Source organism: Thermophagus sp. OGC60D27 (genome assembly GCF_052400625.1).
In the GTDB taxonomy this organism is placed as follows: domain Bacteria; phylum Bacteroidota; class Bacteroidia; order Bacteroidales; family Marinilabiliaceae; genus Thermophagus.
In genome coordinates this window covers 1-24,934 of sequence record NZ_JBQTGH010000008.1, presented here as the reverse complement: position 1 = coordinate 24,934, position 24,934 = coordinate 1, and the positions used below count along the sequence as shown (strand labels likewise).

The 24,934-nt window shown below is 38.5% G+C and carries 13 protein-coding genes; all 13 read left to right on the top strand.

Going from position 1 to position 24,934, the window contains the following annotated elements; all coding sequences use genetic code 11:
• Nucleotides 1-393: 393 nt before the first annotated feature.
• Nucleotides 394-987, top strand: a complete 594-nt coding sequence (locus tag ACT29H_RS10930; protein ID WP_444821670.1) for an RNA polymerase sigma-70 factor — start codon at nucleotides 394-396, stop codon at nucleotides 985-987.
• 574 nt (nucleotides 988-1,561) lie between these two features.
• Nucleotides 1,562-2,536 carry a FecR family protein gene (locus tag ACT29H_RS10925; protein WP_444821669.1) on the top strand — a complete coding sequence of 325 codons (975 nt, stop codon included), beginning with the start codon at nucleotides 1,562-1,564 and terminating at the stop codon, nucleotides 2,534-2,536.
• Between the two features lie 164 nt (nucleotides 2,537-2,700).
• On the top strand, nucleotides 2,701-6,012 hold the full coding sequence (locus ACT29H_RS10920) for a TonB-dependent receptor (RefSeq protein WP_444821668.1): 3,312 nt from the start codon (nucleotides 2,701-2,703) through the stop codon (nucleotides 6,010-6,012).
• A 13-nt stretch (nucleotides 6,013-6,025) separates the two neighbouring features.
• Entirely contained in the window at nucleotides 6,026-7,762 is a 1,737-nt protein-coding gene (locus tag ACT29H_RS10915; protein ID WP_444821667.1) for a RagB/SusD family nutrient uptake outer membrane protein, read from the top strand.
• Nucleotides 7,763-7,958: 196 nt separating this feature from the next.
• Nucleotides 7,959-9,332, top strand: a complete 1,374-nt coding sequence (locus ACT29H_RS10910; protein WP_444821666.1) for a glycoside hydrolase family 27 protein — start codon at nucleotides 7,959-7,961, stop codon at nucleotides 9,330-9,332.
• Nucleotides 9,333-9,693: 361 nt separating this feature from the next.
• The gene (locus ACT29H_RS10905; RefSeq protein ID WP_444821665.1) at nucleotides 9,694-12,303 is read left to right on the top strand and encodes an alpha-L-arabinofuranosidase C-terminal domain-containing protein; all 2,610 of its coding nucleotides are present in this window, start codon (nucleotides 9,694-9,696) and stop codon (nucleotides 12,301-12,303) included.
• A 157-nt stretch (nucleotides 12,304-12,460) separates the two neighbouring features.
• Nucleotides 12,461-14,845, top strand: a complete 2,385-nt coding sequence (locus ACT29H_RS10900) for a beta-L-arabinofuranosidase domain-containing protein (protein ID WP_444821664.1) — start codon at nucleotides 12,461-12,463, stop codon at nucleotides 14,843-14,845.
• Between the two features lie 544 nt (nucleotides 14,846-15,389).
• Nucleotides 15,390-16,352 carry a family 43 glycosylhydrolase gene (locus tag ACT29H_RS10895; protein ID WP_444821663.1) on the top strand — a complete coding sequence of 321 codons (963 nt, stop codon included), beginning with the start codon at nucleotides 15,390-15,392 and terminating at the stop codon, nucleotides 16,350-16,352.
• 4 nt (nucleotides 16,353-16,356) lie between these two features.
• Nucleotides 16,357-18,309, top strand: coding sequence for a glycoside hydrolase family 97 catalytic domain-containing protein (locus tag ACT29H_RS10890; protein WP_444821662.1), 1,953 nt, complete (start codon nucleotides 16,357-16,359; stop codon nucleotides 18,307-18,309).
• A gap of 1,007 nt (nucleotides 18,310-19,316) precedes the next feature.
• On the top strand, nucleotides 19,317-20,432 hold the full coding sequence (locus ACT29H_RS10885; protein WP_444821661.1) for a hypothetical protein: 1,116 nt from the start codon (nucleotides 19,317-19,319) through the stop codon (nucleotides 20,430-20,432).
• Nucleotides 20,433-21,527: 1,095 nt separating this feature from the next.
• Nucleotides 21,528-21,959 carry a very short patch repair endonuclease gene (locus ACT29H_RS10880; protein WP_444821660.1) on the top strand — a complete coding sequence of 144 codons (432 nt, stop codon included), beginning with the start codon at nucleotides 21,528-21,530 and terminating at the stop codon, nucleotides 21,957-21,959.
• Nucleotides 21,931-23,211: a DNA cytosine methyltransferase gene (locus ACT29H_RS10875; RefSeq protein ID WP_444821659.1), complete on the top strand. Its 1,281-nt coding sequence runs from the start codon at nucleotides 21,931-21,933 to the stop codon at nucleotides 23,209-23,211. Before ACT29H_RS10880 ends, ACT29H_RS10875 begins: the two co-directional genes overlap by 29 nt.
• Entirely contained in the window at nucleotides 23,195-24,286 is a 1,092-nt protein-coding gene (locus ACT29H_RS10870; RefSeq protein WP_444821658.1) for an HpaII family restriction endonuclease, read from the top strand. Before ACT29H_RS10875 ends, ACT29H_RS10870 begins: the two co-directional genes overlap by 17 nt.
• Nucleotides 24,287-24,934 lie beyond the last annotated feature (648 nt).

Sequence of the window (24,934 nt, the reverse complement as noted above, 5' to 3'; positions counted from 1 at the left end):
TTAGTTTTAATAAATTGACTTGATTGATATTTGACTATTTCTTGACTGTTCAGGATACCTTCTTTTGTAAGTTCGATCACCCCATTATGATTGCAAAATTATGACCTATTAACAAAGGACGTGGGGACAAAAGATGTTTTTTGGTGGACAAATGTTTACTGAACGCATTTGAGCGCTTCTTTATTCTTGACATCCTTTCAAGGTTTGAATCGAATTATTTAGTATTGCATGGGAATAATAGAAATTCTAGAAAAGTAAGCAGTGAAAACTGAAATTTTATTTACTTTGAAGAAAAGTTGCATATTTTTTTATAAAATTAAAAAAATGAAAGGTGTTCTTTACTTTTAATTTGTTTTAATACTTTTGTGTTGTAATGTGATGGCAGGGAAAATAATGAAGTCAATTACCAGTAGTTTTGAAATTAATGCTTTACAAGAGGGGAAAAAAGAGGCATTTGAAGAGGTATATAACAATCTTTTCAATATGCTTTTTTGTCTCGCAATGGGGTATGTTGGGCAAAGAGAGATTGCTCTTGAAATGGTGCAAGATGCATTTGTGAAACTGTGGGAGAACCGTTCCGAATTGAGAAAGAGTACCAATATTAAAAATTACCTGTACACCATTACTAAAAACAATTGTTTGAATCATCTTAGACACCAGGAAATAATTAATCGGGGGCATAGAGATTACTTGATCCCGGAATTGAAATATCAGCAGGAAGCATTGACCCATTTCCCTGATTCGTTTGTCAAGCTGGAGGAATTAATGGAAGAGGTTGACAGGGCCATCAATTTGCTTCCAAATGATATCGCTGAAACTTTCCGTCTCAGTCGTTTTGGGGGATTGACCTATGCAGACATTGCCAAAGAACAAAAAATTAGTACTAAAACCGTAGAGGCTAGAATATCTAAGGCTCTACTTATTCTTCGACGTGAATTAAAAGATTACCTTCCAATTATTGAATTGTTGTTTATGATTCGTTTCTAATGGAAGATTTTCTGCTTCTTTTTTTTATTCGGAATATTGGGGGCTATCGATCTATTGTTATCCCCTTTTATAATTTCCATTGATTCCAGAGAGCAAACATCAAGCGGATGTATATAATTGTATGTAAAATGTACCATCCGAACGAGATTTTTTATTGCTTAAGCTCACATGATTAAACCTTTTTATAGGCATTCTCGATCTGTTATGGTTGTCATGCTCGTTTCATTTGTGTAAATATTATTTGGGTTATTGGCCTCAAAGTTTACTGAATGATTGAATAAGTTAAAAGAAACTTTTTTTCCTGTGTGATAGAATGTGTTGAGATAAGCTCTGATAATGTGCTTGTTAAAGTTGATATGATAGCGATGGATTTAAAATTGTCCAACCTTACATCTGGTTCTGAAAAGGTATTGAAAAGATGAATTTGGCTAATGTGCTGAAAAGTTATTTGTTGTGAATAAAATAGAAGAATAATGGCTTGATTTTGATTGTGATGTAAAAAAAGATGAAAAAATGTTGCTTCTTTTGATAGGGGAGTGCCATTTTGAAGTGTTAAGATTAAAAATGGATAACATTGGAAAAACAATTTTTAAATATCGTTAGCAGAAACACAACTCTGAATGAAAGGTTTGAATTCTTTAAAGAATTGGAGAATAATCCTGAAAAAAAGAAGGATTTTATGACTTTTCAGAAATTGTGGATCCTTTTCCAAATGGAAAATCAGCAACTCCCTACTCAAAAAAAAGGAGAATATTTTCAGAAATTCTGGGCCAGCCGACAGCCCACTGTCCGAATCGGGCGTTGGCAACTGATATCCGGGATTGCTGCCATGGTGACCCTAATCATTGGGCTGGGAAGCGTGGTTATGACTACCTTTTTTACGACTCCTCATGAAGAGCAGTTTGTACTTCAATCTCCTAAAGGCAACATTACCTATGTTACTTTAAAAGACGGCAGTAAGCTTTGGCTTAATTCAGCTTCCTCTGTAACGGTGACAACTTATGATGATGAGAAAATTGTAGTGGATTTGAAAGGAGAAGCCTTTTTTGATGTGACGCATCATGACGAGAGAGAATTTCTTGTTAAAACAGGCGATTATTATATCGTTGATCAAGGAACCACATTTAATGTTAAATATAATTTAGAAGAGAAGATCGTTATTACCTCTCTTTTCGAAGGATCTATAGATTTTAGAAACAAAGGGAGAGCATTAGTGGAAAAAATGCAACCCGGGAAAGAATTTGTTTTCGATATGCAGAAAAATAAGCTGGCCTTTTCAAATACCGATAAAGAATATGTAACTGCTTGGAAAGATGGGAAGTTCGTTTTTGTGAACCGAACCTTTTCTGAAATTGCAAATGAATTAGAGGAATGGTATGATGTGCAGTTCGTATTTAAGAACCAGAAAATTAAAAATGAAAAATTTTCTGGTGTCATGAAACGGAAAACCAGTATTGAACATTTGCTGAAGGTTTTACAATTATCGTCAAAATCGAAATATCGAATTGAAGAAATGGAGAACGGAAAGCAAAAAATCATTTTTGAATAAAAATACAGACACTCTGCGCCAACAAAGTGCCTGCTTTTATGCATGTTAACTGAAACTGCGCCAACAGTTTCTAATTGTTAAACACTAAACAGTACAAATTTATGAAAAAATGTGACATGTTGTTGTGCCGAAATAAGCACAACCTGTTGAAAACTTTGCGCATCATGAAAATTGCCACGATCTTTCTCATTTTTTGTGGGCTTACCTTATCTGCAAAGAACACTAAGGCCCAGAAAAGTGAAGTGACACTCAAAGTGGAGAATGCCACTATTCTCGACATCTTCAGACAAATTGAAGAGTCCAGCCACTACGGTTTCTTCTTCAAAAATGATGAAATGGATCTGCAAAAACGTTATTCCCTAAATGTGGAAAAAGCTTCACTGGAAGAGGTGCTTCGAAAACTTCTTGGACAGAGTGGCTATTCCTATCAGATTGTGGGTGAAAACGTGGTCGTGACTCGCCGTTTAGAGTCCTCTTTAAGAGCCCAGGAAGATGATAAAATGGTGAATGGAACGGTTTCCGACAAAAATGGTGAGCCAATTCCTGGTGTTAATATTGTGGAAAAAGGAACTACAAACGGTGTCATTACTGATATGGAGGGTAATTTCTCGATTGTTGTTCAAAGCGAAAACCCAATTCTTCAATTTTCTTTTATTGGCTTTAATTCAGTGGAAGTCCCTGTTACCAATCACCAAGCAATTAATATTGTTATGAAGGAATCATCCATTAGCCTAGATGAAGTGGTGGCGGTTGGATATGGTACACAGAAAAAAGTTACTGTTACCGGTTCTGTAGCTTCTTCTAAAGGAGAAGAACTGGTTAAAGTTCCCACTTCTTCTGTGACCAATACTATGATTGGCCGTTTACCTGGGCTTATTGCCAACAACAGAAGTGGTGAGCCGGGATATGATGACGCGGAATTATTAATTCGTGGAAGAAGCACAACCGGAGATAACAGTCCTCTTGTTGTTGTGGATGGAGTCGCTGATCGCGCGGGGGGATTTGCCCGCATTGATCCTAACGATATAGAAAGTATTTCCATTTTGAAGGATGCTTCAGCTGCCATTTATGGATCTAGGGCTGCTAATGGAGTTATTTTGGTAACTACTAAGCGAGGTTCAAAAGGAACTGTTAAAGTTGATTATTCGATGAATTTTGGATTGAAAAAACCTACTGTGCTACCTGAAATGGCTGAATCTTGGCAGTTTGCTGAGATGATTAATGAAATTGAAACGGGGATTTACCAACGAGATCCTATGTATACCGAGGATCAAATTAATTTGTTCCGTAATGGAGAAGATCCAAATAATTATCCCAATGTTAATGCGTTAAATGATGTTTTGAAAGATTGGTCAACCCAAACAAGACATAATCTTTCAGCCTCTGGGGGTGGAGATGTAATTCAATATTATTTTTCATTAGGCTATCAGTTCGATGATAATTATTATGAAAATAGTGGTAGTTACTATGAACAGTATAATCTGCGGTCGAATGTTGATATTAAAGCCTCAGAGAATCTTAAATTTAAAGTGAATTTAGCAGCTAGACAGGAAGATCGTTATGGAAATCATTACAGTTCTGAGTGGACCTGGCGGTATCTTGTTAAATATGACCCCAGGGCAAATATTATTTGGCCAGGAACTGATTATCCGGTTGTAGCTCCACAGGACGATTTTAATGCTTTAACAGCAGTGAATGGTGCCATGGGGTATCAGGATAATAAAACATCCTATTTTAATGCAGATTTAAGATTTGAATGGGATTTGCCTTTTGTTACAGACGGTTTGTCTTTGGCAGGTGGAATATATGTAGACAGAGGAGACAACTTTTACAAACACTTTCAAAAAGCTTTTTATTTATACGAAAAGTTGGATGAAGAATATGTTCCTGTAAAGTTTGGACCATCCAATGCAGCTCTTTATGAAAATATGAATCAAAATTTGGGGGTTACCTCTAATTTTCGAATCAATTATGAAAAATCCTTTAACGAGCTTCATAACTTGAACGCATTTGTTGCTTATGAACAATACGAAAGTCGCTATGATTATCTTTATGGGAGCAGACAAGATTATGTGGCTAGTAATATTGATCAGTTGTTTGCAGGGGATCAAACTACGGCTCAAAATGATGGAACTGCTTCCGAATCGGCTAGACAAAACTATTTCGGAAGGATAGATTATAATTTTTCAGAGAAGTATCTGTTTCAGTTTAACTGGAGATATGATGGGTCTGAGAATTTTCCGGAAGGAAAACGATTTGGTTTTTTTCCTGGGGTTTCTGCTGGTTGGAGAATATCTGAAGAATCATTCTGGAAGAATAATTTGAACGCAATTGATTATTTTAAATTACGTGGTTCATGGGGGCAAATGGGGAATGACAGAATTTCTCGTTTTCAATATATGACTACTTATACTTTTGATAATCCTGCTATTTTGGGCGGAACCAGCCCCCAACCCCAAACCGGGGTGTGGCAAAATCGGACCGGTAATCCCAATGTTACATGGGAGGTGGCAACAACAACCAATATCGGCTTTGATTCCAGATTTTTGAAAAGATTTACCCTGGATGTTGAGTTGTTCCAAACAAAAAGAAAGGATATTTTGGCCACAAGGAATGCGGCAATCCCTGAGTATTCAGGACTATCATTGCCGGATGAGAATATTGGTGAAGCTGAGGCCAAAGGTTTTGAGGCCTCCCTTGGATTTTCTGAAAAATTTGGGGAATTTCATATTAGTGCATCCGCTAATTACTCCTTTGTTAAGAGTGAAATTACGTATATGGACGAGCCAGAAGGAGTTCTTGATTGGCAGTCCATTACTGGAAAGTCTATTGGCGCAAATTGGTTTATGTATGAAGCCGATGGGATCTTTAATACAGAAGAGGAGTTGAATAGTTCCCCTCATCTTTCCAATGCCAGCGTGGGTGACATAAAGTTTAAGGATATTGATAAAAATGGTATCATTGATGGAAATGATAAAATCAGGCCGGATAAAACATCTACACCTGAAATTATTTATGGCTTTAATTTAAATGTCGATTGGCGTCAATGGTCTTTGTCAACTCTTTGGCAGGGAGCATCTAATGTTTGGCAGTACATCTTTTGGGAGTCCGGTACTATTGGGAATTTTACTAAAGATTTTTATGAGAATCGTTGGACAGAAACGAATCAAAATGCTTCCTATCCAAGAGTGTACGACCGACAAGTGACCGCAACGGGATATGAAAATACTTTTTGGTTGAAGGATGCTTCTTATTTGAGGCTTAAAAATATCCAATTGGCGTATACTCTTCCTGAACACTTAATTTCAAGGTTGCCAATAGATAATTTGAGACTTTATGTGAGTGGCTATAACCTTCTTACTTTTACCGGATTGAAAAATACTGATCCGGAAACTACTGCGGGTGATCAAGGTTTCGCCGCCTGGAGTACCCCTCAATCTAAAGTGATAAACTTCGGTATTAATCTCTCTTTCTAATATGTTAGGAACTATGAAAAAAATAATTTTATCCATAATTTCATTATCATTTCTGTTTTTGGGTAGTTGTAGCGATGATATTCTCGACAAACAACCATTGACCGAAATGTCTGAAGATGCTGTATTTGGAGATCCAAATCTAGCAGAATCTTTTGTTAATTCCAGGTATAACCAAATTGGTCATGGGTGGACCGAATCGTGGATGAGTTCTGTGTGTGATGAAACCCATCTAATCTGGTCTCGGGGATGTGAACCTTTGACTCAAGGATATGTTAATCCTTCTGATTTGGGGCGAATGAACGGAGCCTGGTGGGGCTGGGATAATCGCTCTTGGAGTACAATTTGGCGCAATATTTCTGATTGCAATTTGTTTCTCGAAAATGTTGATAAGGTCCCTTTTGAAGATGAAACATTCAAAGATAGGTTGATTGGAGAAGTCCGTTTCATTCGTGTTCTTATGTATCACGATTTGGTCTCAAAGTGGGGGGGGATGCCCATTATTGAAGAAAGCTATGACTTGACCGATCAGGAAGAAATCTTGAATGTAGAGCGTAGTACATATGCTGAATGTGTTGATTTTATGGTCTCAGAACTTGATAAAGCATCCAAATTATTGCCAGCTAGTTTTGAAGGTGAGGATAAAGGACGGGCAACGAGTGTGGCTGCCTTAGCTCTTAAATCACGCATTTTGCTATATGCGGCAAGTCCTTTGATGAATAAAGAAGGAGTTGATCCTCTGGTGGGATATCTCAATCCTGATCCTGATCGCTGGGAAAAAGCAGCTGATGCCGCTAAAGAAGCTATTGATCTAGCTCTGGAAAACGGTTACTCTCTGTTTAACGATTACGACGATGTTAAGGAAAATTATACGCGATTGTTCCTTGAGGGAGGTAATCCTGAAATTATTTTTTCACGTCAGGGAACTTCAAGCGCTGATGGAGAAAGCCTTAGTTATCTTGATCAGTCGAACGGTCCAAATGGCTATGGACAATGGGGTGGAAATGTTCCAATTAGTGAATTCGTTGATTGTTTCGAAATGAATGATGGAACAAAGTTTGATTGGAATAATCCCGAACATGCAGCCAACCCTTTTCAAAATAGGGATCAACGTTTAAAGGCTTATGTGTTATGTGATGGTGATCCATGGATGGGCCGTGATGTGGAGACTTGGATTACCCTGGATGAGAATGGGATTGCAGAGGCAGGAGGCAGGGATTCTGAATTTGGTCGAGATTCTTGGAATACTAGTCTGAGTCGTTATAATATGAGGAAGTTTATGGATGAAACCTATGAACCCAATAGTTGGAATTTTAAAAAGCCCAAAAATTGGATATGGTTGAGGTTGGCTGAACAATATCTTAACCTTGCAGAAGCTTTATTTATGAGTGGTGATGAAGAAGGAGCACGACAGGCATTAAATGTAATCAGGAGGAGGGCAAAAATGCCAGATGTGGCGGATATTGGCTTAGACCTATTAGACAGGATAAAAAATGAACGACGAGTTGAGCTTGCCTTTGAAGAACATAGGTATTTTGACGTACGTAGATGGTTAGATGCGGACGAAGACCTAAACAAAAATGCAACAGGGGTAACGATTATTAAAAATAATGATGGATCCAAGACCTACATCCCTGGAAAACTCATTGAGGATAGAAAGTTTACTTCTCCTGCAATGTATTGGTTACCAATCCCAAAGTCGGAGATTGATAAAAATCCTAATTTCGCTCAAAATCCTGGATACGGGGATTAGCATATAATACAATTATAAATACCGGGAACAGCAAAATGAGTTCCCGGTATTTATCTTCTAAAGGATTGGAATAATGTTTTAAGAATTCATCAGAGAATTCAGATTATTATAATCCCGACCTTCTATTTAATACTAAGCCGAATAGGGGATTGATTTATTCTTTTTATAGTAAACATTTTGTTTAATTGTTTTTGAAATGAAAATATTAAATGGTCTTATAGTATTGGTTCTTATTTTTTTTTCTTCTTGTCAATCAGTCTCTCAAAAGACAAATTCATTTGCAAAGGAAGAATTTAAAAATTGGGCACCAACCCCACCTATGGGATGGAACAGTTGGGATTGTTATGGCCCCACAGTTGAAGAGCATGAAGTTAAAGCCAATGCGGATTATATGGCTGAAAATTTGAAAGAGTTTGGATGGGAGTATATTGTTGTGGATATTAGATGGTTCGTTGAAAATACAAAAGCTGGTGGATATAACCAGAATGATCCCAAGTATGTCATTGATAAATTTGGCCGTTATCTTCCGGCAGAAAATAGATTCCCTTCCGCAAAAAATGGAATGGGTTTTAAAATCCTGGCTGATTATGTTCATAGTAAAGGATTAAAGTTTGGAATTCATATTATGCGCGGAATTCCTAAAGTCGCGGTGGAACAAAAAATGCCGATTAAAGGTACAGATGGAATCACTGCCGATCAGATTTTTTCTAAAGAAATGCAGTGTAAATGGTTAGGAGATAATTATTCCATTCTTAATAAGCCTGGTGCACAGGAATACTATAATTCGATTTTTGATTTATATGCTGAGTGGGGGGTTGATTTTGTTAAGGTTGACGATCTATCTCGACCCTATCACCAGAATGAAGTTGAGATGATTAGGAATGCCATCGATCAGTGCGGTAGGCCGATAGTATTAAGTACTTCTCCTGGGGCAACTCCAATTGATGCTGCCAATCATGTCTCCAATCATGCAAATATGTGGCGCATGGTGGATGATGTTTGGGACCAATGGAATCATATTACGCACTTAATGGAGGTTGCACAAGGTTGGTATCCCTACGTAGGATCGGGAACCTGGCCCGATTGTGATATGATTCCTTTGGGAAGGATTTCCATTCGTGGAGAGAGAGGTGTCGATCGTATGACCAGATTGACCGTAGACGAACAGTATTCTCTATTGTCCTTCTTTACTATTTTTAGGTCGCCATTAATGTTTGGGGGAGATTTACCTAGTAATGATGATTTTACTCTTTCCTTACTTACAAATCGCGAAGTTTTAAAAATGCATAAGGAAAGTACTGATGTAAAACAACTTTTTCAGGAGGATGGTAAATTGGCCGTAACTTCAAGGAATGCTGATTCAGAAGTTGTGTATTTGGCCATTTTCAATATTTCTGATGATGAAAGTCCAAAAGAGATTTCAGTTAACCTAAATCATATTGGAGTTGAAAAGGGTGCAAGAATTACTAACCTTTGGACAGGGGAGAATTATGGTATTGTTAATTCTGATTTTTTCACCAAAGAACTTAATAGACATGCATCATTGTTGGTGAAATTTTGGAAACAATAACCCACTTTCAAAATATTGTATTTGCTTAGTTGCATGAAGAAGTACAATGATATATTATTATGATTTAGGTTAAATCTTAATTGAATAAGGCTGTGGGCAAAAGTTTCCACAGCTTTTTTAGCTCTTTAGGAATTTTGTAATGGAAATGTTACGCGTTTACTGTTTGTTTTAACTGCTTTTTGGGAAAATATTTTTAAAATAATAACTATAATCATATTCTCTATTAGTTCTAAAGTGGGGAGTTTCTGAAACTTTAATGTCGGTTATGTTACCCTTTAAAATACGATTTTGATCTTGTTTCCACTGTAAAACATAGGATAGAACTGTTGATGTTGAAATATACTTTGAAAACTATTTATTTATGAAATTGTTAAAATTATCTGGCATTGCGATCCTTTTGACTTTTTGTTTAGGAATACGAGGAAAGGCATCTACCCCCGATTCAGCCTATATTTTCGCCTATTCAACATTAAAAAACGGAGGGCGAAACGGGCTGCACTTCGCCTGGAGCGTCGATAAAATACACTGGTTCGCTATCGGACCGGAATACAGCTTCTTGAAAAGTGATTATGGTACATGGGGGAGCCAAAAAAGAATGTTCGAGCCCTATCTTTTAAAAGGACACGAAGGAAAGTGGCATTGCGTGTGGAAGATAAATGATGAAGATGCTACCTTTTCTTATGCTTCATCAGAAGATTTGATTCACTGGAAACCGCAGGTTTATCCCCAGTTGAATTATCAGGGCAATTGCCTCATGCCATTAATTTCTTGCAATCAGGATAAAAAAAATTACATTGTTTCGTGGTGGAGCAACAAAAAAGGGAATGAGGGATACCATGAAGTAACTACTTCTGACTTTGTGCATTATTCCTTAGTAAAAAACGTGTCGAAGGAGGCTTTTCATAATGACAGATCCTCTGTAGTAATAAATAACATCCAAGTAAGGGGTACCATTCATAGAGTCCCGTGGATCTCTGTTGAAAAGCTTATTAATCATCAAAAGCTGGTAGCTTACAATCAGCAGTTGTATCATGAAACCACCGATCAGGATCCTCTGCGTTTTGTAGGACTGGAGAAGGTCCAAGCGTCCATTACAGTGAATCTTGATGATTATAAACCGATCAGTGATCAATTGATAGGCGTTTTTTTCGAAGACATCAACTACGCTGCCGATGGCGGTATTTATGCCGAGTTGGTACAAAACAGGGGATTTGAATATTCACCTGCCGATAAAATGGGGCAAGATCCCATTTGGAACAGTTTTTATGCCTGGAATTTAAGAGGCGATCATACTGTTTTTACTATTGATTCGGTAAATCCGATACATCCCAACAATTCGCATTATGCCCTCCTAAAGATTGAGAAGCAGGGTGCTCTTCTAACCAACGAAGGGTTCAACGGTATCGCCATTAAAGCTGGAGAGAAATATGACTTCTCAATGTTTGGACGGGTACCAAATGGTGAAAAAATGAAAGTTGTGGTGAGATTGGCCGATCCGGATGGTAAGGTTGCTGGACAAACAGCCATTAATGTTCGTTCTTCGCACTGGGAAAAAGTTTCGGCAGTTATTCACGCTGAAAAGAATGTCCCCAATGCGCGGCTTGAACTGATCCCTCAAAGTCCTGGGACCATTAATCTGGATATGGTTTCCCTTTTCCCTCAGAATACCTTTAATGGGCGCAAAAATGGTTTGAGAGCCGACCTGGCTCAACTTATTGCCGATATCAATCCGAAATTTGTGCGTTTCCCCGGTGGATGCGTGGCGCATGGTGACGGATTGGAAAACATCTATCGCTGGAAAAATTCCATCGGACCTCTGGAGGCTCGTAAGCCTCAACGTAATATTTGGAATTATCATCAATCAATGGGACTTGGTTTCTTCGAATTCTTTCAGTTTTGTGAAGATATCGGGGCCGAACCCATTCCTATTGTGGCGGCAGGTGTTCCCTGCCAGAATTCTTCATGTGGCGGTGCAGGACAGCAGGGAGGAATTCCTTTGAACGAAATGGATTCATACATTCAGGATATCCTGGATCTTATTGAATGGGCCAATGGCGACAAAAAAACTGAATGGGGACGAAAAAGGGCAGAGGCCGGTCATCCCAAACCCTTCAATCTGAAATATCTCGGTGTCGGAAACGAAGATCTTATTTCTCACGTTTTTGAAGAGCGATTCAGGTTAATTTACAAAGCTGTCAAAGAAAATTATCCCGACATTGTGGTTATTGGAACGGTCGGGCCCTTCTCCGAAGGTTCCGATTATGAAAGAGGATGGAAGTTTGCCAATGAACTTGATCTGCCCATGGTCGATGAGCATTATTATCAACCTCCAGGATGGTTCATTCATAACCAGGATTATTACGACAAATATGACCGCTCAGGACCGAAAGTCTATCTGGGAGAATATGCTGCTCATTTGCCGGGACGTCCTCGAAATATTGAAACCGCTCTTGCCGAAGCCCTTTATCTGACCGCCCTTGAACGAAATGGAGATGTCGTCCGTATGGCTTCTTATGCCCCACTATTGGCTAAAGATGGAAATACCCAATGGAACCCAGATCTGATCTATTTCAACAATACCGAAGTTAAACCAACAGTTGGGTATTTCGTTCAGAAACTTTTCGGGCAAAATGCAGGGGATCGCTATTTTTACAGTGACATGAAACTTTCTGATCATCGTGAGTCGGTACGGAAAAGAGTGGCTGTTTCAGTCATCCACGACAGTAATTCCAATGATTTGATGGTTAAAATGGTCAATCTACTCCCCGTCAAAATTGAAGTAAAGCTGAAAATTAATGGGTGGGACGATTTTTCATCAAAGGCTATATGCACGCTCCTGACTGGCCATCCCGATGACACCAAGGCACGCCCGGTGGAAAAGGAAATAGCTGTTAGTAACACCTTGGACCATGTCTTGCCCGCTTATTCGTTTACCGTGATTAGAATACCTGACATTAAAATGAAAAAGTAATTGTTCTTTTGAATTATGGTGAAATATGACACTTAGTTCCAGAATTGCTGGAATTTGATATGGTTAGCAATTGCCACTTTTAATAACTCCTTAATTAGGAGATTAGAATGATGTATAAATGTCTAACATCTAGTTGTTTAACATCTATCATTAAACCATGAGAAATAATCTGAAAATCATATTGATGGTATTTATGTCAGCCTATGTGATGATGGGCTGTAGCTGTGACAAAACACCCCAACCCGATGTCGAACCTTTTCCGCTTTCCTCCGTCCGTTTATTGGAGAGCCCCTTCAAACATGCTGAAGAGCTTAACGAACAATATGTGATGGCTCATGATCCGGATCGTCTTCTGGCTCCCTTTCTAATTGATGCCGGATTGGAACCCAAAGCGACGGGCTATGGAAACTGGGAAGGATCCGGACTAAATGGACATATTGGCGGGCATTACCTGACTTCATTGTCACTGATGGTTGCTTCCGCAGGAAATGAAGAGGCTAGGAAACGTTTGAACTACATGGTAAAGGAGCTGGCACGCTGCCAGAAAGCCAATGGAAACGGGTATATTGGTGGTATCCCCGGGGGACAGGCTATGTGGGCCGAAATTGCCAATGGAAAAATTGATGCCGGAAATTTCTCCCTTAACGGGAAATGGGTGCCCTTGTACAATATTCATAAATTGTATGCAGGTTTGCGTGACGCTTGGCTCTTGGCCCGCAATGAAAAGGCCAAGGAATTGTTAATCAAACTCACCGACTGGTGCATCAATCTAACTTCAGGACTTTCCGATGACCAGATTCAGGAAATGCTCGTGTCCGAGCATGGAGGACTGAATGAGGTGTTTGCCGATGTATATGAAATTACCGGAAATGAAAAATATCTTGAACTGGCACGCAGGTTTTCCCATCAAGCCATTCTGAAACCTCTGATTCAGCATAAAGATCAACTTAACGGATTGCATGCCAATACCCAAATCCCTAAAGTTATTGGGTTTATGCGTATAGGGGTGTTGGATCGAGATACCGCTTGGATCGAGGCGGCTGACTTTTTCTGGAACACCGTAGTGAACAACAGGTCCGTTTCTATCGGAGGGAATTCTACGCATGAACACTTCCATGCTGCGGAGGACTTCTCTTCGATGATTGAATCCAGACAGGGACCGGAAACATGTAATACTTACAACATGTTAAAACTCTCCAAACAATTGTTCCTCTATAAAAACGATCTTAAATATCTGGATTTTTACGAACAGGCCCTGTACAACCATATCCTTTCATCTCAAAACCCTAAAAACGGGGGACTCGTCTATTTCACCTCCATGCGACCTCGACACTACCGCGTTTATTCTCAACCCGAACAAACTTTCTGGTGTTGCGTGGGGTCTGGAATCGAAAACCATGAAAAATATGGTGAGTTAATTTATGCTCATGATGAACAAAATGTTTTTGTCAACCTGTTTATTCCTTCCCAGTTATTCTGGAAAGAAAAGGGGCTTCAATTAATTCTGGAAAACAATTTCCCGGATATTGAACAGGTATCCATTCGTGTGGAACCAAAGAACGAAGGGGAGTTTGTTGTGGGGATCCGATGCCCCGCTTGGTCTAAAAAGGGTGAGATGAGCGTCGCGGTGAATGGAAATAGCATTAAGGGGAAAGCTGTACCGGGACATTATTTCCCCATTCGGCGTAAATGGAAAAAGGGAGATAGGATTGAAATACGATTACCGATGCATACGTATGGAAAATTTCTGCCCGATGGAAATCAATATTTATCCCTAATGCATGGTCCTTTTGTGCTAGCGGCAGCCACCGATACCACCGATTTGGACGGACTGATTGCAGACGATAGCCGTATGGGACATGTCGCCCATGGACCTCTATATTCGCTCGACGAAGCTCCTATGTTGCAAATTGATGGAAACGGTTGGGAAAAATTAGTGAGGCCTTTGAAAAATCAAGTGATGTCCTTTAAGGCAAACGATCTCATTGTTCCGGATAAATACGATGATTTGGTATTAAAACCATTTTTTATGGTTCACGATGCACGCTATATCGTTTACTGGAGAGTCGGTACGAAAGAAGAGATCGACGACATACGTATTGCCATTGAAAAAAGAGAAAATGAATTATTGCTCCTTGAAAAACGAACAATTGATGAGGTGGCACCTGGCGAACAACAGCCGGAAACGGAGCATAACTTCAAGGGGGAAAAAACGGAGAGCGGTGTATTTCAAAATAGACATTGGAGACATGCATCACAATGGTTTTCCTATGATTTGAATGATGCTGACCGTGAGGCTCAATCTCTGAGAGTTACTTATTGGGGGAAGGATACCGGACGGAATTTCGATATCCTGATTAATGGGGAAAAAATCGCCTCAGTGGTGCTGGACGGTTCACTCGGAGATGGCTTTGTCGATGTCGATTACACCATCCCTGATGCCTTGACTGATAAGAATTCCAATGGAATTATCACTGTTAGATTTCAGGCAGACGAGGGCTCTGTTGCGGGCGGAATTTATTATGTCAGACTAATGCGTTAATGCTCTTCTTGCTGTAGCATTTATCGTTTAGCCTAATCTGTTGATACAAGCTATTCACATATTTAGAGAATGGCTGATGCAATCATTGATCTGATTTTGGGTCGCCGGAAAGGCGCCGATCGATTCGTTTAATCGGTCGGAGCCTTTCTCTCTTATATCCTTATCCCGCTGAAATTCATTTTTCCATCTCACTTTTGGACCCTGATCCATCCTGGGTGGTAACATTTATTTACCAGTAAATGTGGCATCTTTGGGCATTAAGAGGAGTTCTTATGCCGCTTTTACGATTGACAGAAAATAATGCTCTGTCGGATCCTGTTTTGGATTAATGACGAATACTTGCTCCCGGAATGAATAAAATTGTAACCGGATATCCCTCTTTGCTTTTAATTTTGAAAAGTAATTTTTACTTTTATAATGAATTGAGAAAGGGGAAAGTGTACTGAATTATTCAAATTGATACCATATAATCCTTTTGGTTTAAATTGTGAATGATCCCTTTAGACGTTTTATATAAAGCGCTTTATTTATACAAATTAATACTATGAGACGAATTTTTATTTTTCTGGGATTACTTGCGATTCTTTTCTCTGTTGAGAGCTGCCGGACTGCTAAAATGACGGATGATCCCGTTTTCCTCTTTTCCTACTTTAAAGGAAACGGGGAAGATGGGCTGCACCTCGCCTACAGCACCGACGGACTGAATTGGTTCCCTCTGAATGACGACAAACCGGTTTTGGAACCCCGGGTGGGAAAAGATTCCCTGATGCGTGATCCTTGTATCATACAGGGTAAGGATGGTCTGTTTCACATGGTTTGGACCACCGGATGGACCGACCGGTATATCGGTTATGCCTCTTCTCCCAATTTGATTTCATGGTCTCAACAAAAAATTATTCCTGTTATGGATCAGGAACCAACAGCTCGTAATTGTTGGGCCCCTGAAATTTTTTATGACTCAATAAATGATCAATACCTCATATTTTGGGCCACAACCATTCCTGGTCGGCATTCCCAAATTAATCATGAGGATAAGGAAAGTGGATATAACCATCGTATGTATTATGTGACGACAAAGGACTTTAATACCTTCTCCAAAACCAGGATCTTTTTTAATCCCGATTTCAGCGTGATTGACTGTACCATCCTGAAACATAACGCCAAATTTTATATGTTCCTAAAAAATGAAAACCCAAATCCTCCCGAAAAAAATATTCGTTTTTCCGTCGCAGATACTCCCGATGGACCTTTCCCGACAAAAGTGTCCGAACCAATTACCGGAGACTATTGGGCTGAAGGACCTACAACCCTGATCAAAGGTGATTCGGTCTATCTCTTTTTTGATAAGTATAGAGAACATAAATATGGGGCCGTCAGATCTAAAAATATGATTGACTGGGAGGATATTTCCGATCAGGTCTCTTTCCCAAAAGGAACACGTCATGGAACCGCTTTAAAAGTTGACAAATCTGTTTTGGATAATTTAATGAGTAAATTTAAAAATTAAGAATATGAAGGAAGTAAGATTTTTAATTCTGGCATTCCTGATATCAACCACCTTTTTTTCTTGTTGTCGGGAATCATCAGAGCTCAAACTTAAGAGCCCGAATGGAAAAATAGAAGTTAAAAGCTGGATTAATCAAGAAGATGGGGTACTAAAATACAGTATCTCATTTCAAGGACAACAAGTCCTGAACGCTTCTTCCCTGGGGGTATCGAGAGACGATGCTGACTTCACAGCGGGGCTAAAGGTTTCTGAATTCAGTGAGTCCAAGAGGATTACCGATGATTATCTCTTGAAACATGGGAAACAAGCCCAAATTCATTATGAAGCCAATGAGGCGGTGGTGCATACACTAAATAGGGAGGGACAAAAAATGGAGGTCATTTTCAGGGTATCCGACGATGGCGTAGCCTTTAGATATTTTTTCCCCGACCATTCCGATAATATTGTTATAATTGATTCAGAAAATACCTCCTTTAACTTGCCGGAAGGTACAAAAGGATGGCTTCAGCCAATGTCGAAGGCTAAAACAGGGTTCGCAGAAACCAATCCGTCGTATGAGGAGCATTATTTACAGGAGGTGGCTGCGGATACAAAGTCTCCCATTGGATTTGGTTGGGTTTATCCGGCATTATTCAAGACCGGAAATGTATGGATGTTGATTTCTGAAACTGCTCTCGATCGTCACTACTGTGGTACCCATCTGGATAATAATGGTTATGAATATCGGGTGGTTTTCCCTCAGCCACAAGAAATTATTCCAGGAGGAGAATTGAAGCCCAATAATACCTTGCCTTGGTATTCTCCTTGGAGAATTATCGCTGTGGGCGATTTGAAAAACATCGTGGAGTCAAACCTGGGTACCGACCTGGCTAACCCTGCCATCGATGCCGATTTCTCGTTTGTTGAACCGGGAATGGCAGCATGGAGCTGGGTGATTTTAAAAGATGAATCGGTCAATTTTGAGACCCAAAAAAGGTTTATTGATTTTGCCGCGGAGATGAAATGGCCCTATTGCCTCGTCGATGGTCTCTGGGATCAGCAAATCGGACGGGAAAGGATAGCCAAACTGTCCGAATATGCACTAAGAAAAGGAGTAGGACTGCTGCTTTGGTACAACTCTGCAGGCAGTTGGAACTCTGCTTACCAAACCCCAAAAAATATAATGTTGACTCATGAAAGCAGAGTCAAAGAATTTGAATGGATGAAGAAAATCGGTATCAAAGGAGTTAAAGTAGACTTCTTTGGGGGGGATGGACAATCTATGATCGCATATTATCACGACATCCTGAAGGATGCAGCTGAATACGGTATCTTAATTAATTTTCATGGGGCCACTCTTCCTAGGGGGTGGCACCGAACTTATCCCAACTTAATGACCATGGAAGCCATTAAGGGCTATGAATTTATCACTTTTGGTCAGAAAACGGCGGATGTCGCACCTTCACATATGGCCATGGTGCCCTTTGTTCGGAACGTATTTGATCCTATGGATATCACACCGGTAAATCTTTCAGGGGTGCCCAATATACAGCGTCGCACAACCAATGGTTTTGAATTGGCTACCGCCATAATTTTTACCTCAGGAATTCAGCATATTGCAGAAACGTACTTGGGAATGAAATCTGTGCCGGACTATGTGAAAAACTTCCTGACCCACCTCCCTAATGGCAGTTGGGACGAGACCTGCTTCATTGATGGAGAGCCAGGTAAATTGGCTGTGATTGCACGGCGAAAGGGAAACATCTGGTATGTGGGAGCAATTAATGGTCAGAATATGGGAAAAAATCTTTCGCTCCGGCTACCCTTTATTGAAGGAAATAAAAATGCACTTCTAATAACCGATGGGAACGATGGAATATTGTCTTTTGAGGAGAAAGAAGTGGCGATCCATGAAAATGAGAAATTGAATATTTCTCTGAAACCCAATGGTGGTTTTGTGCTCGTGGTGAAGGAATAACTTAAAATGCAATATTCATCCCAACTAATTATAAATCTTATTTAATTGAAGAGCCGTGAGTCCTCAATTTCACGGCTCTTTTTAGGTATAAAGCTTATTGGTATGGTCTATTGGAACTCGAATAACTCTGTTTTATGCATAGCCTTTTATTATCAACCCGGTTCCTTGCAGCAAGGACCAATGCTTCCTTCAGAAACATACCCATTTTATCCCGCTGATTTTTTGATCAATTGCAAACAACTGTGAAATAACTTATTTCTTGAAATACCAAAAACCTAAAAGTTTTTTGCCCGCTTTTTGTTTCAAAACCCATCGTTTGTTTATGGTTTCATTGACCAGATGCTGTTCTACGACTTGCTATCCATTTATCTTATTAATTTCCGATCTTACTCTTAAACTTCTTTCAAATACTTGAGAATGATGGATGTCGGGCCATCATATCCTTGACACAAATATTAATGCGAGACCTTGAATATCTTTTTTCCCATATCCGCTCATCTATTGAGATGCCCGATTCTTTTTCTTTCAATAACAGACTGAAGTTAATGCATATTTTTTTATCAGTTTTGAGTGGTTGTGATCTTCCATCACTACCAATAGAATCGGATGTTTTCTCACCCGACCAAACCCAATTGCAGAATGGGTTAGACAAATATTGTTTGATAAAACAATGCCTCCCTTAGCCTCATTCTTTTTTTGGATCGGGAAAAATATTTTACCTTTATTCAGCCTTTGGATTTGCCCATTCAGCGTCATCAATGCAGATGCTCAGGATAATGGATCCTTTCATCGGCCGATGTGCAGAAGAAACAGATTGGAGCCTTTGACCCTCTCGAATGGTTGACAATCCTGATTTTTTACCGGAAAACTCAGATTATTAATACCCATAATCTTACAATCTAATATCTAATAATCTAATATCTTATATCTATCAATCTAATATCTAATATCTAACAATCTAAAATTTTATACCTCAAATGTTTACCATTTTTCGAAACAAAGGAATTATGTACAAAGTCTTTTATGTTTTTGCAATCGTCTTGATTTGCGGGTGTAATGGCCCCTCCGAGAAGATTCCGGTACACGCATGGATGGGTGGACCCGGTAAGGCTACCGATCAGGAAATTTTAGACCAGTTTACCAACCTTAAATCTAAAGGAATTGATGCCTTGATGTATAATGGCGGACACAATCCGGCGACCTATGAACGTGTGGGAAAAATCGCCCATCAAGCCGGACTGAAGTTCCATGCATGGATTCCGGCAATGATTCAAGGCTATTCCGAAAAGATGGATTCCTCTTGGTATGCCGTTAATGGTGAAGGTCATTCGGCTCTGACCGACCCGGCATATGTTCCCTATTACACTTTCTTATGCCCAAACAGAGAAGGAGTCTATCATTTTTTGGAACAATTATATGTGAGTGTAGCTCGAGTTAAAGATATCGATGGCATTCATCTCGATTATATTCGTTTCCCCGATGTGATCCTTGCCAGAGGACTTTGGGATAAATACGGACTGGTCATGGATCGGGAATATCCCGAATTCGACTATTGCTACTGCGATTCGTGTGTGGCCGACTTTAAAGAAAAGACCGGCATCAATATCCTCGAGGTGGATGATCCCTCTGAGGTCAAGGAATGGAAGCAGTTTAGATACGATTTGATTACATCCATCGTAAATCGGTTGGCAGAGGCCGTGCATAACGAGGGTAAAGAAATTTCGGCAGCGGTATTCCCCGGACCCGCTTCTGTCGCCAAAAAAATTGTACGACAGGAATGGGATAAGTGGAACCTGGATGCATTCTACCCCATGAACTATAACGATTTTTATCTGGAAGAGCCCCGGTGGGTCGGAAATGTAACCCTCGAAGGGGTGGAAGCTCTCAATGGAAAAGGCCGACTTTACAGTGGCTTGTTCATTTGCCCCAACCCTCATGAAAAACAGAATGAACAGGATCCGGAAAACCATGGATTAACCCCCGAACAGTTAGAAGTAGCTATTAAAGTTTCCATGGAAAACGGCGCTTCCGGAATTTGTCTTTTCACTCCCGGTCGTATGACCGAAAAACATTGGGAAGTGTTTTCACGCGTAATATCCAATTATCACATTGCCGATGAGTAAATAACAATCGATAAATTGAGATTTAAAGTCCCTGTAGATTCTTTGGCGTAAATGCCGGGAAGATCTTCAGGGACTCTTTTTTGCTATATTTCTCAAGTACCAAATCTATATTTCAATTCCGAGGATAATAATCAATGCTATGCAATAAAACAAATGAATCCATTTACGTAGGTCCTTATTATTACCCTCTTTGTCCCCACCTTTTTTCGGTTCGGGATCCCATTCCCGAAAATATAAACAGCAATAAATGGCCAATCTAATAAAAATGAAAAACCATAAAACGTTGTCGAATGATATAAGTATTCCATCGCATTTCTGATAATCCATCGCCACCGCCAACAGAATGAATATCAATGCAATTATTCATGCACCTTTTAATAAACTTTTCCCTGGCAAGGTTTGCAATGACAAATACGTTAAATAAGTCCATAAAAGGGGCGTTGCTGTCAATATTAATGTCATGCCCACCGTGATGATATTACTCCACGGAAACTACAGTATAAGATTCGAAGCCCAATAGGCCAAAAACCAATTGCAAAGGTGTAGATGAGCTATTTTTCATATTATTGTATATTGTTGATAATTAATAGTTGGATGAAGATTCACTTTGTTCCAAATTTAAACTTTTTTGCGTTTTAAACCGTGAAGAAACGGGATCGGGCTGTCGACTGTGTTTTTTTTTATTGATTGCCTGAAATCAAATTTCAGCGAGACTTACGCCTTGGGATTAGTATTGATATGTCAAAATATAGTTGGTGGGAAAAATGATTTCAAATGAGAATTTGGGTTTCTGGTTTGATGATTTTAATAGATTTGGGTGTTTTGTCTTTTTCTTCAAATTGAAAGGATTGAGGAATCTTAAAGTGATGTTTTTTTATGAAGATTTGATTTTTTGGTTAAAATCTGAGATTTTAATATTTTTATCTGTTAAAAAAATGATTTGTTTTAGGAGCAAGGCAGGTTGGGTGATAGTGTTACGTGTTTATTAGGAGGTGAAATTTAGGATGAGAGCGTAAGATTGGATATTTGGAATGGTGATTTGATGAATTTATAAATATAATAATTCAGGTGTATTAAGCTTTAGAGACATAAAAAATGGATAAATTGTCAAAAGAGCAGAGAAGAAGGAATATGCAGGCTGTAAAAAACAAAGGATCTAAAATTGAGGTAATGCTAGCTAAGGAACTTTGGAAAAGAGGGCTTAGATACAGGAAAAATGATAAAACGGTTTTCGGAAAACCCGATTTTACATTTAGAAAATATAAAATTGCTGTTTTTGTGGATGGTGAGTTCTGGCATGGAAAAGATTGGGACACAAGAAAGTACGATCATAAAAGCAATCAAGAATTTTGGTTGAAAAAAATTGAAAGAAACATTGAACGAGATAAGGAAGTTAATACCTATTTAATGAATGAAGGCTGGCAAGTTCTTCGATTTTGGGGCAAAGAAATTAAATCCGAATTAGTAAATTGCGTTCAAAAAATTGAGGACAAAATTAATGAAGCAAAAGGGAAAAATAGCACTTGAAGAAATTTGTGGTCAGACATTTAGAACTAGGTTGGTTGAGGCCTCGGAATATGGGAAGGCTGCATTCACACACTATTTGCATAATTATGAAGATCGGGCCTCACGTTATTATAAGAAAGAAGCGATTGATCATGTAAAAAAGGCGTTGGAATATAAATTCCCAGATGAAAAAATAACAAATATTGTTGCTGAAGAAGCATTGCAGTATATTCTTTTTGACTTTAAAAAGAATATACCTTTTCCCGAACCTGAAAGTCCCACATTTACTTTTATTGACCTTTTTGCTGGAATTGGAGGTTTTAGAATTGCTATGCAAAAACTTGGAGGTAAGTGTGTGTTTTCAAGTGAATGGGACAAGCAAGCAAAGAAGACCTATGAAGTAAACTTTGGTGAAGTTCCTTTTGGTGATATTACCAAAGAAGAAACCAAAAAATTTATTCCTGATGGATTTGATGTATTGTGTGCAGGTTTTCCTTGTCAGGCATTTTCCATCGCAGGAAAAAGAGGAGGGTTTGAAGATACAAGGGGTACGCTTTTTTTTGATGTTGCAGAAATAATTAAAAGAAAACGACCAAAAGCTCTTTTTCTTGAAAATGTTAAAGGATTAGTTAATCATGACAGAGGCAAAACTCTTGCAACGATATTAAATGTGTTGAGAAATGATTTAAATTATTATGTTCCTGAACCCGAGATAATAAATGCGAGAGATTTTGGGGTCCCTCAAAACAGGGAAAGAATTTATATTGTTGGGTTTAGAAAAGATTTGAAAATAAACCATTTTGAATATCCTAAGCCTTTTAATATAAAGGTTTCTTTTGAAGACATAAAAGAAAAAGAACCGGTTTCCGTTAAATATTACCTTTCTGATGTTTATTTAAATACTCTTAAGGAACATAAGAAACGACACGAGAGCAAAGGAAACGGATTTGGGTTTGAAATAATTCCGGACCAAGGAATCGCCAATGCAGTTGTATGTGGGGGAATGGGAAGGGAAAGGAACTTAGTCTATGATGATAGAATAACAGATTTTACTCCTGTTACAAAAATAAAAGGACAAGTAAACAGACAGGGAATAAGAAGAATGACGCCTCGGGAATGGGCTAGGTTGCAAGGTTTTCCGGATAGTTTTATTATTCCTGTGGCTGATGCTTCAGCCTATAAACAATTTGGTAATTCAGTTGCAGTACCTGCCATACAGGCAACTGCAGAGAAAGTTATTAGGGAAATTCTAAATTATGATAAAAGGAAATAAAGGGGAATGGAGTGAGATTTACACTCTTTTGAAAATTATATCTGATAAACAGTTATATGCAGGTGACAGTTATTTGAATAAGATTGAAAACCTTATTTTCCCAATAGTAAGAATTCTTCGAGAAAAAAATTCAAACGGACTTTTGGAGTTTACTTATGCTGATGATTGTGATTTGGTTATTGTTAATGATAGCAGTGGAGAAGAATTTAGAATTCAAATTTGTGATTTTCGGGATATGGCATCCTTATTGCTTTCAAAATTAAAGGAAAAAACTTCTAGTTCTTTTTCGGTTCCGGAAATAGAGAATTTTATTACATCTTTTAGCTGTTCTTCTTTAAAAGCTAAATCTTCTGTTAAATCTGATATTAGAATTGTTATTCATGATCTTAGGACAGGAACGACTCCTGAATTAGGATTCAGCATTAAATCTCAATTAGGAGGTGCTTCGACTCTTCTTAATCCTGGCAAAACAACAAATTTTATTTATAAAATTGAAAATACGGAATTGACAGAGAGTCAAATAAAGGAAATCAATAGCATCGATTCAAAGAGAAAAATCAAAGAAAGAATTAAAAAAATTGAGGGTTATTCAGGTGAGTTGCGGTTTTTTAAAACAGAAAATAGTGTTTTCGGAGGAAATTTGACTCTTATTGACAGTTCTTTGCCAAGGATCATGGCAGAAATTGTTTATCTTTTTTTTGCATCAGATTATTCTAAAACTGTTGATTTGGTTAAAGAACTATCTCGGATTAATCCAATTGAATATAGTGATGAATCTAATCATCCTTTTTATTCCTATAAAATAAAGCGGTTATTGACTGAAGTTGCGCTTGGGATGGTGCCTTCCAAAGTTTGGACAGGAGAACTTGATGCTACAGGTGGTTACTTGGTAGTTAAAGATGATGGTGAAATTTTATGTTATCATATTTACAATCGGAATGAATTTGAAGAATATTTATTCAATAATACTAAATTAGATACTGCAAGTAGCACAAGGTACGATTTTGGGACTGTTTATAAAGAAGGTAATCAAGAGTATTTTAAGTTGAATTTGCAAATTAGATTTATTAAGTAATATTTTATAAAAGAGGTATGGGGATACGAAAGAAAGAGCCATCTTTTTATGACAAGCTTTCCATAAAACGAGCTTATTTAAATTATAAATTGGTTGGTTTTTAGCTGTTTTTTTGTTCTATACTTAGCATTTTTATCTCTTCTACAACACACGGTTTAAAGATATTTTCAAGAGCAATTTGAAATATTTTCTAGGCGCTTTACAGCAAACCCATACATAATTATTAACGTATAACCTCAAGCAGATTGAGTTTTAAGTGGAGCAATCTCATTGCATATGGAAGCAGCATCTTTGTATGTTGAAGCAATAGCAATGTAAGTCGAAGCAAAGGCTTTGCATGTTGAAGCAATGATAATGTAAGTCGAAGCAAAGGCTTTGCATGTTGAAGCAATGGTAATGTAAGTCGAAGCAATGACTTTGCATGTTGAAACAATAGCAATGTAAGTCGAAGCAAAGGCTTTGCATGTTGAAGCAATAGCAATGTAAGTCGAAGCAATGACTTTGCATGTTGAAGCCATGTCCTGGCAAATGGAAGCAACTTTGGTAAACCGGAGCAATGCTCGTAGTTAAAGAGAGTGTAAAATAAACTCTGTCCATAAACTAATAAATCTTAATATTGCAGTTTATGACAGACAAGAAAAAAGAGAC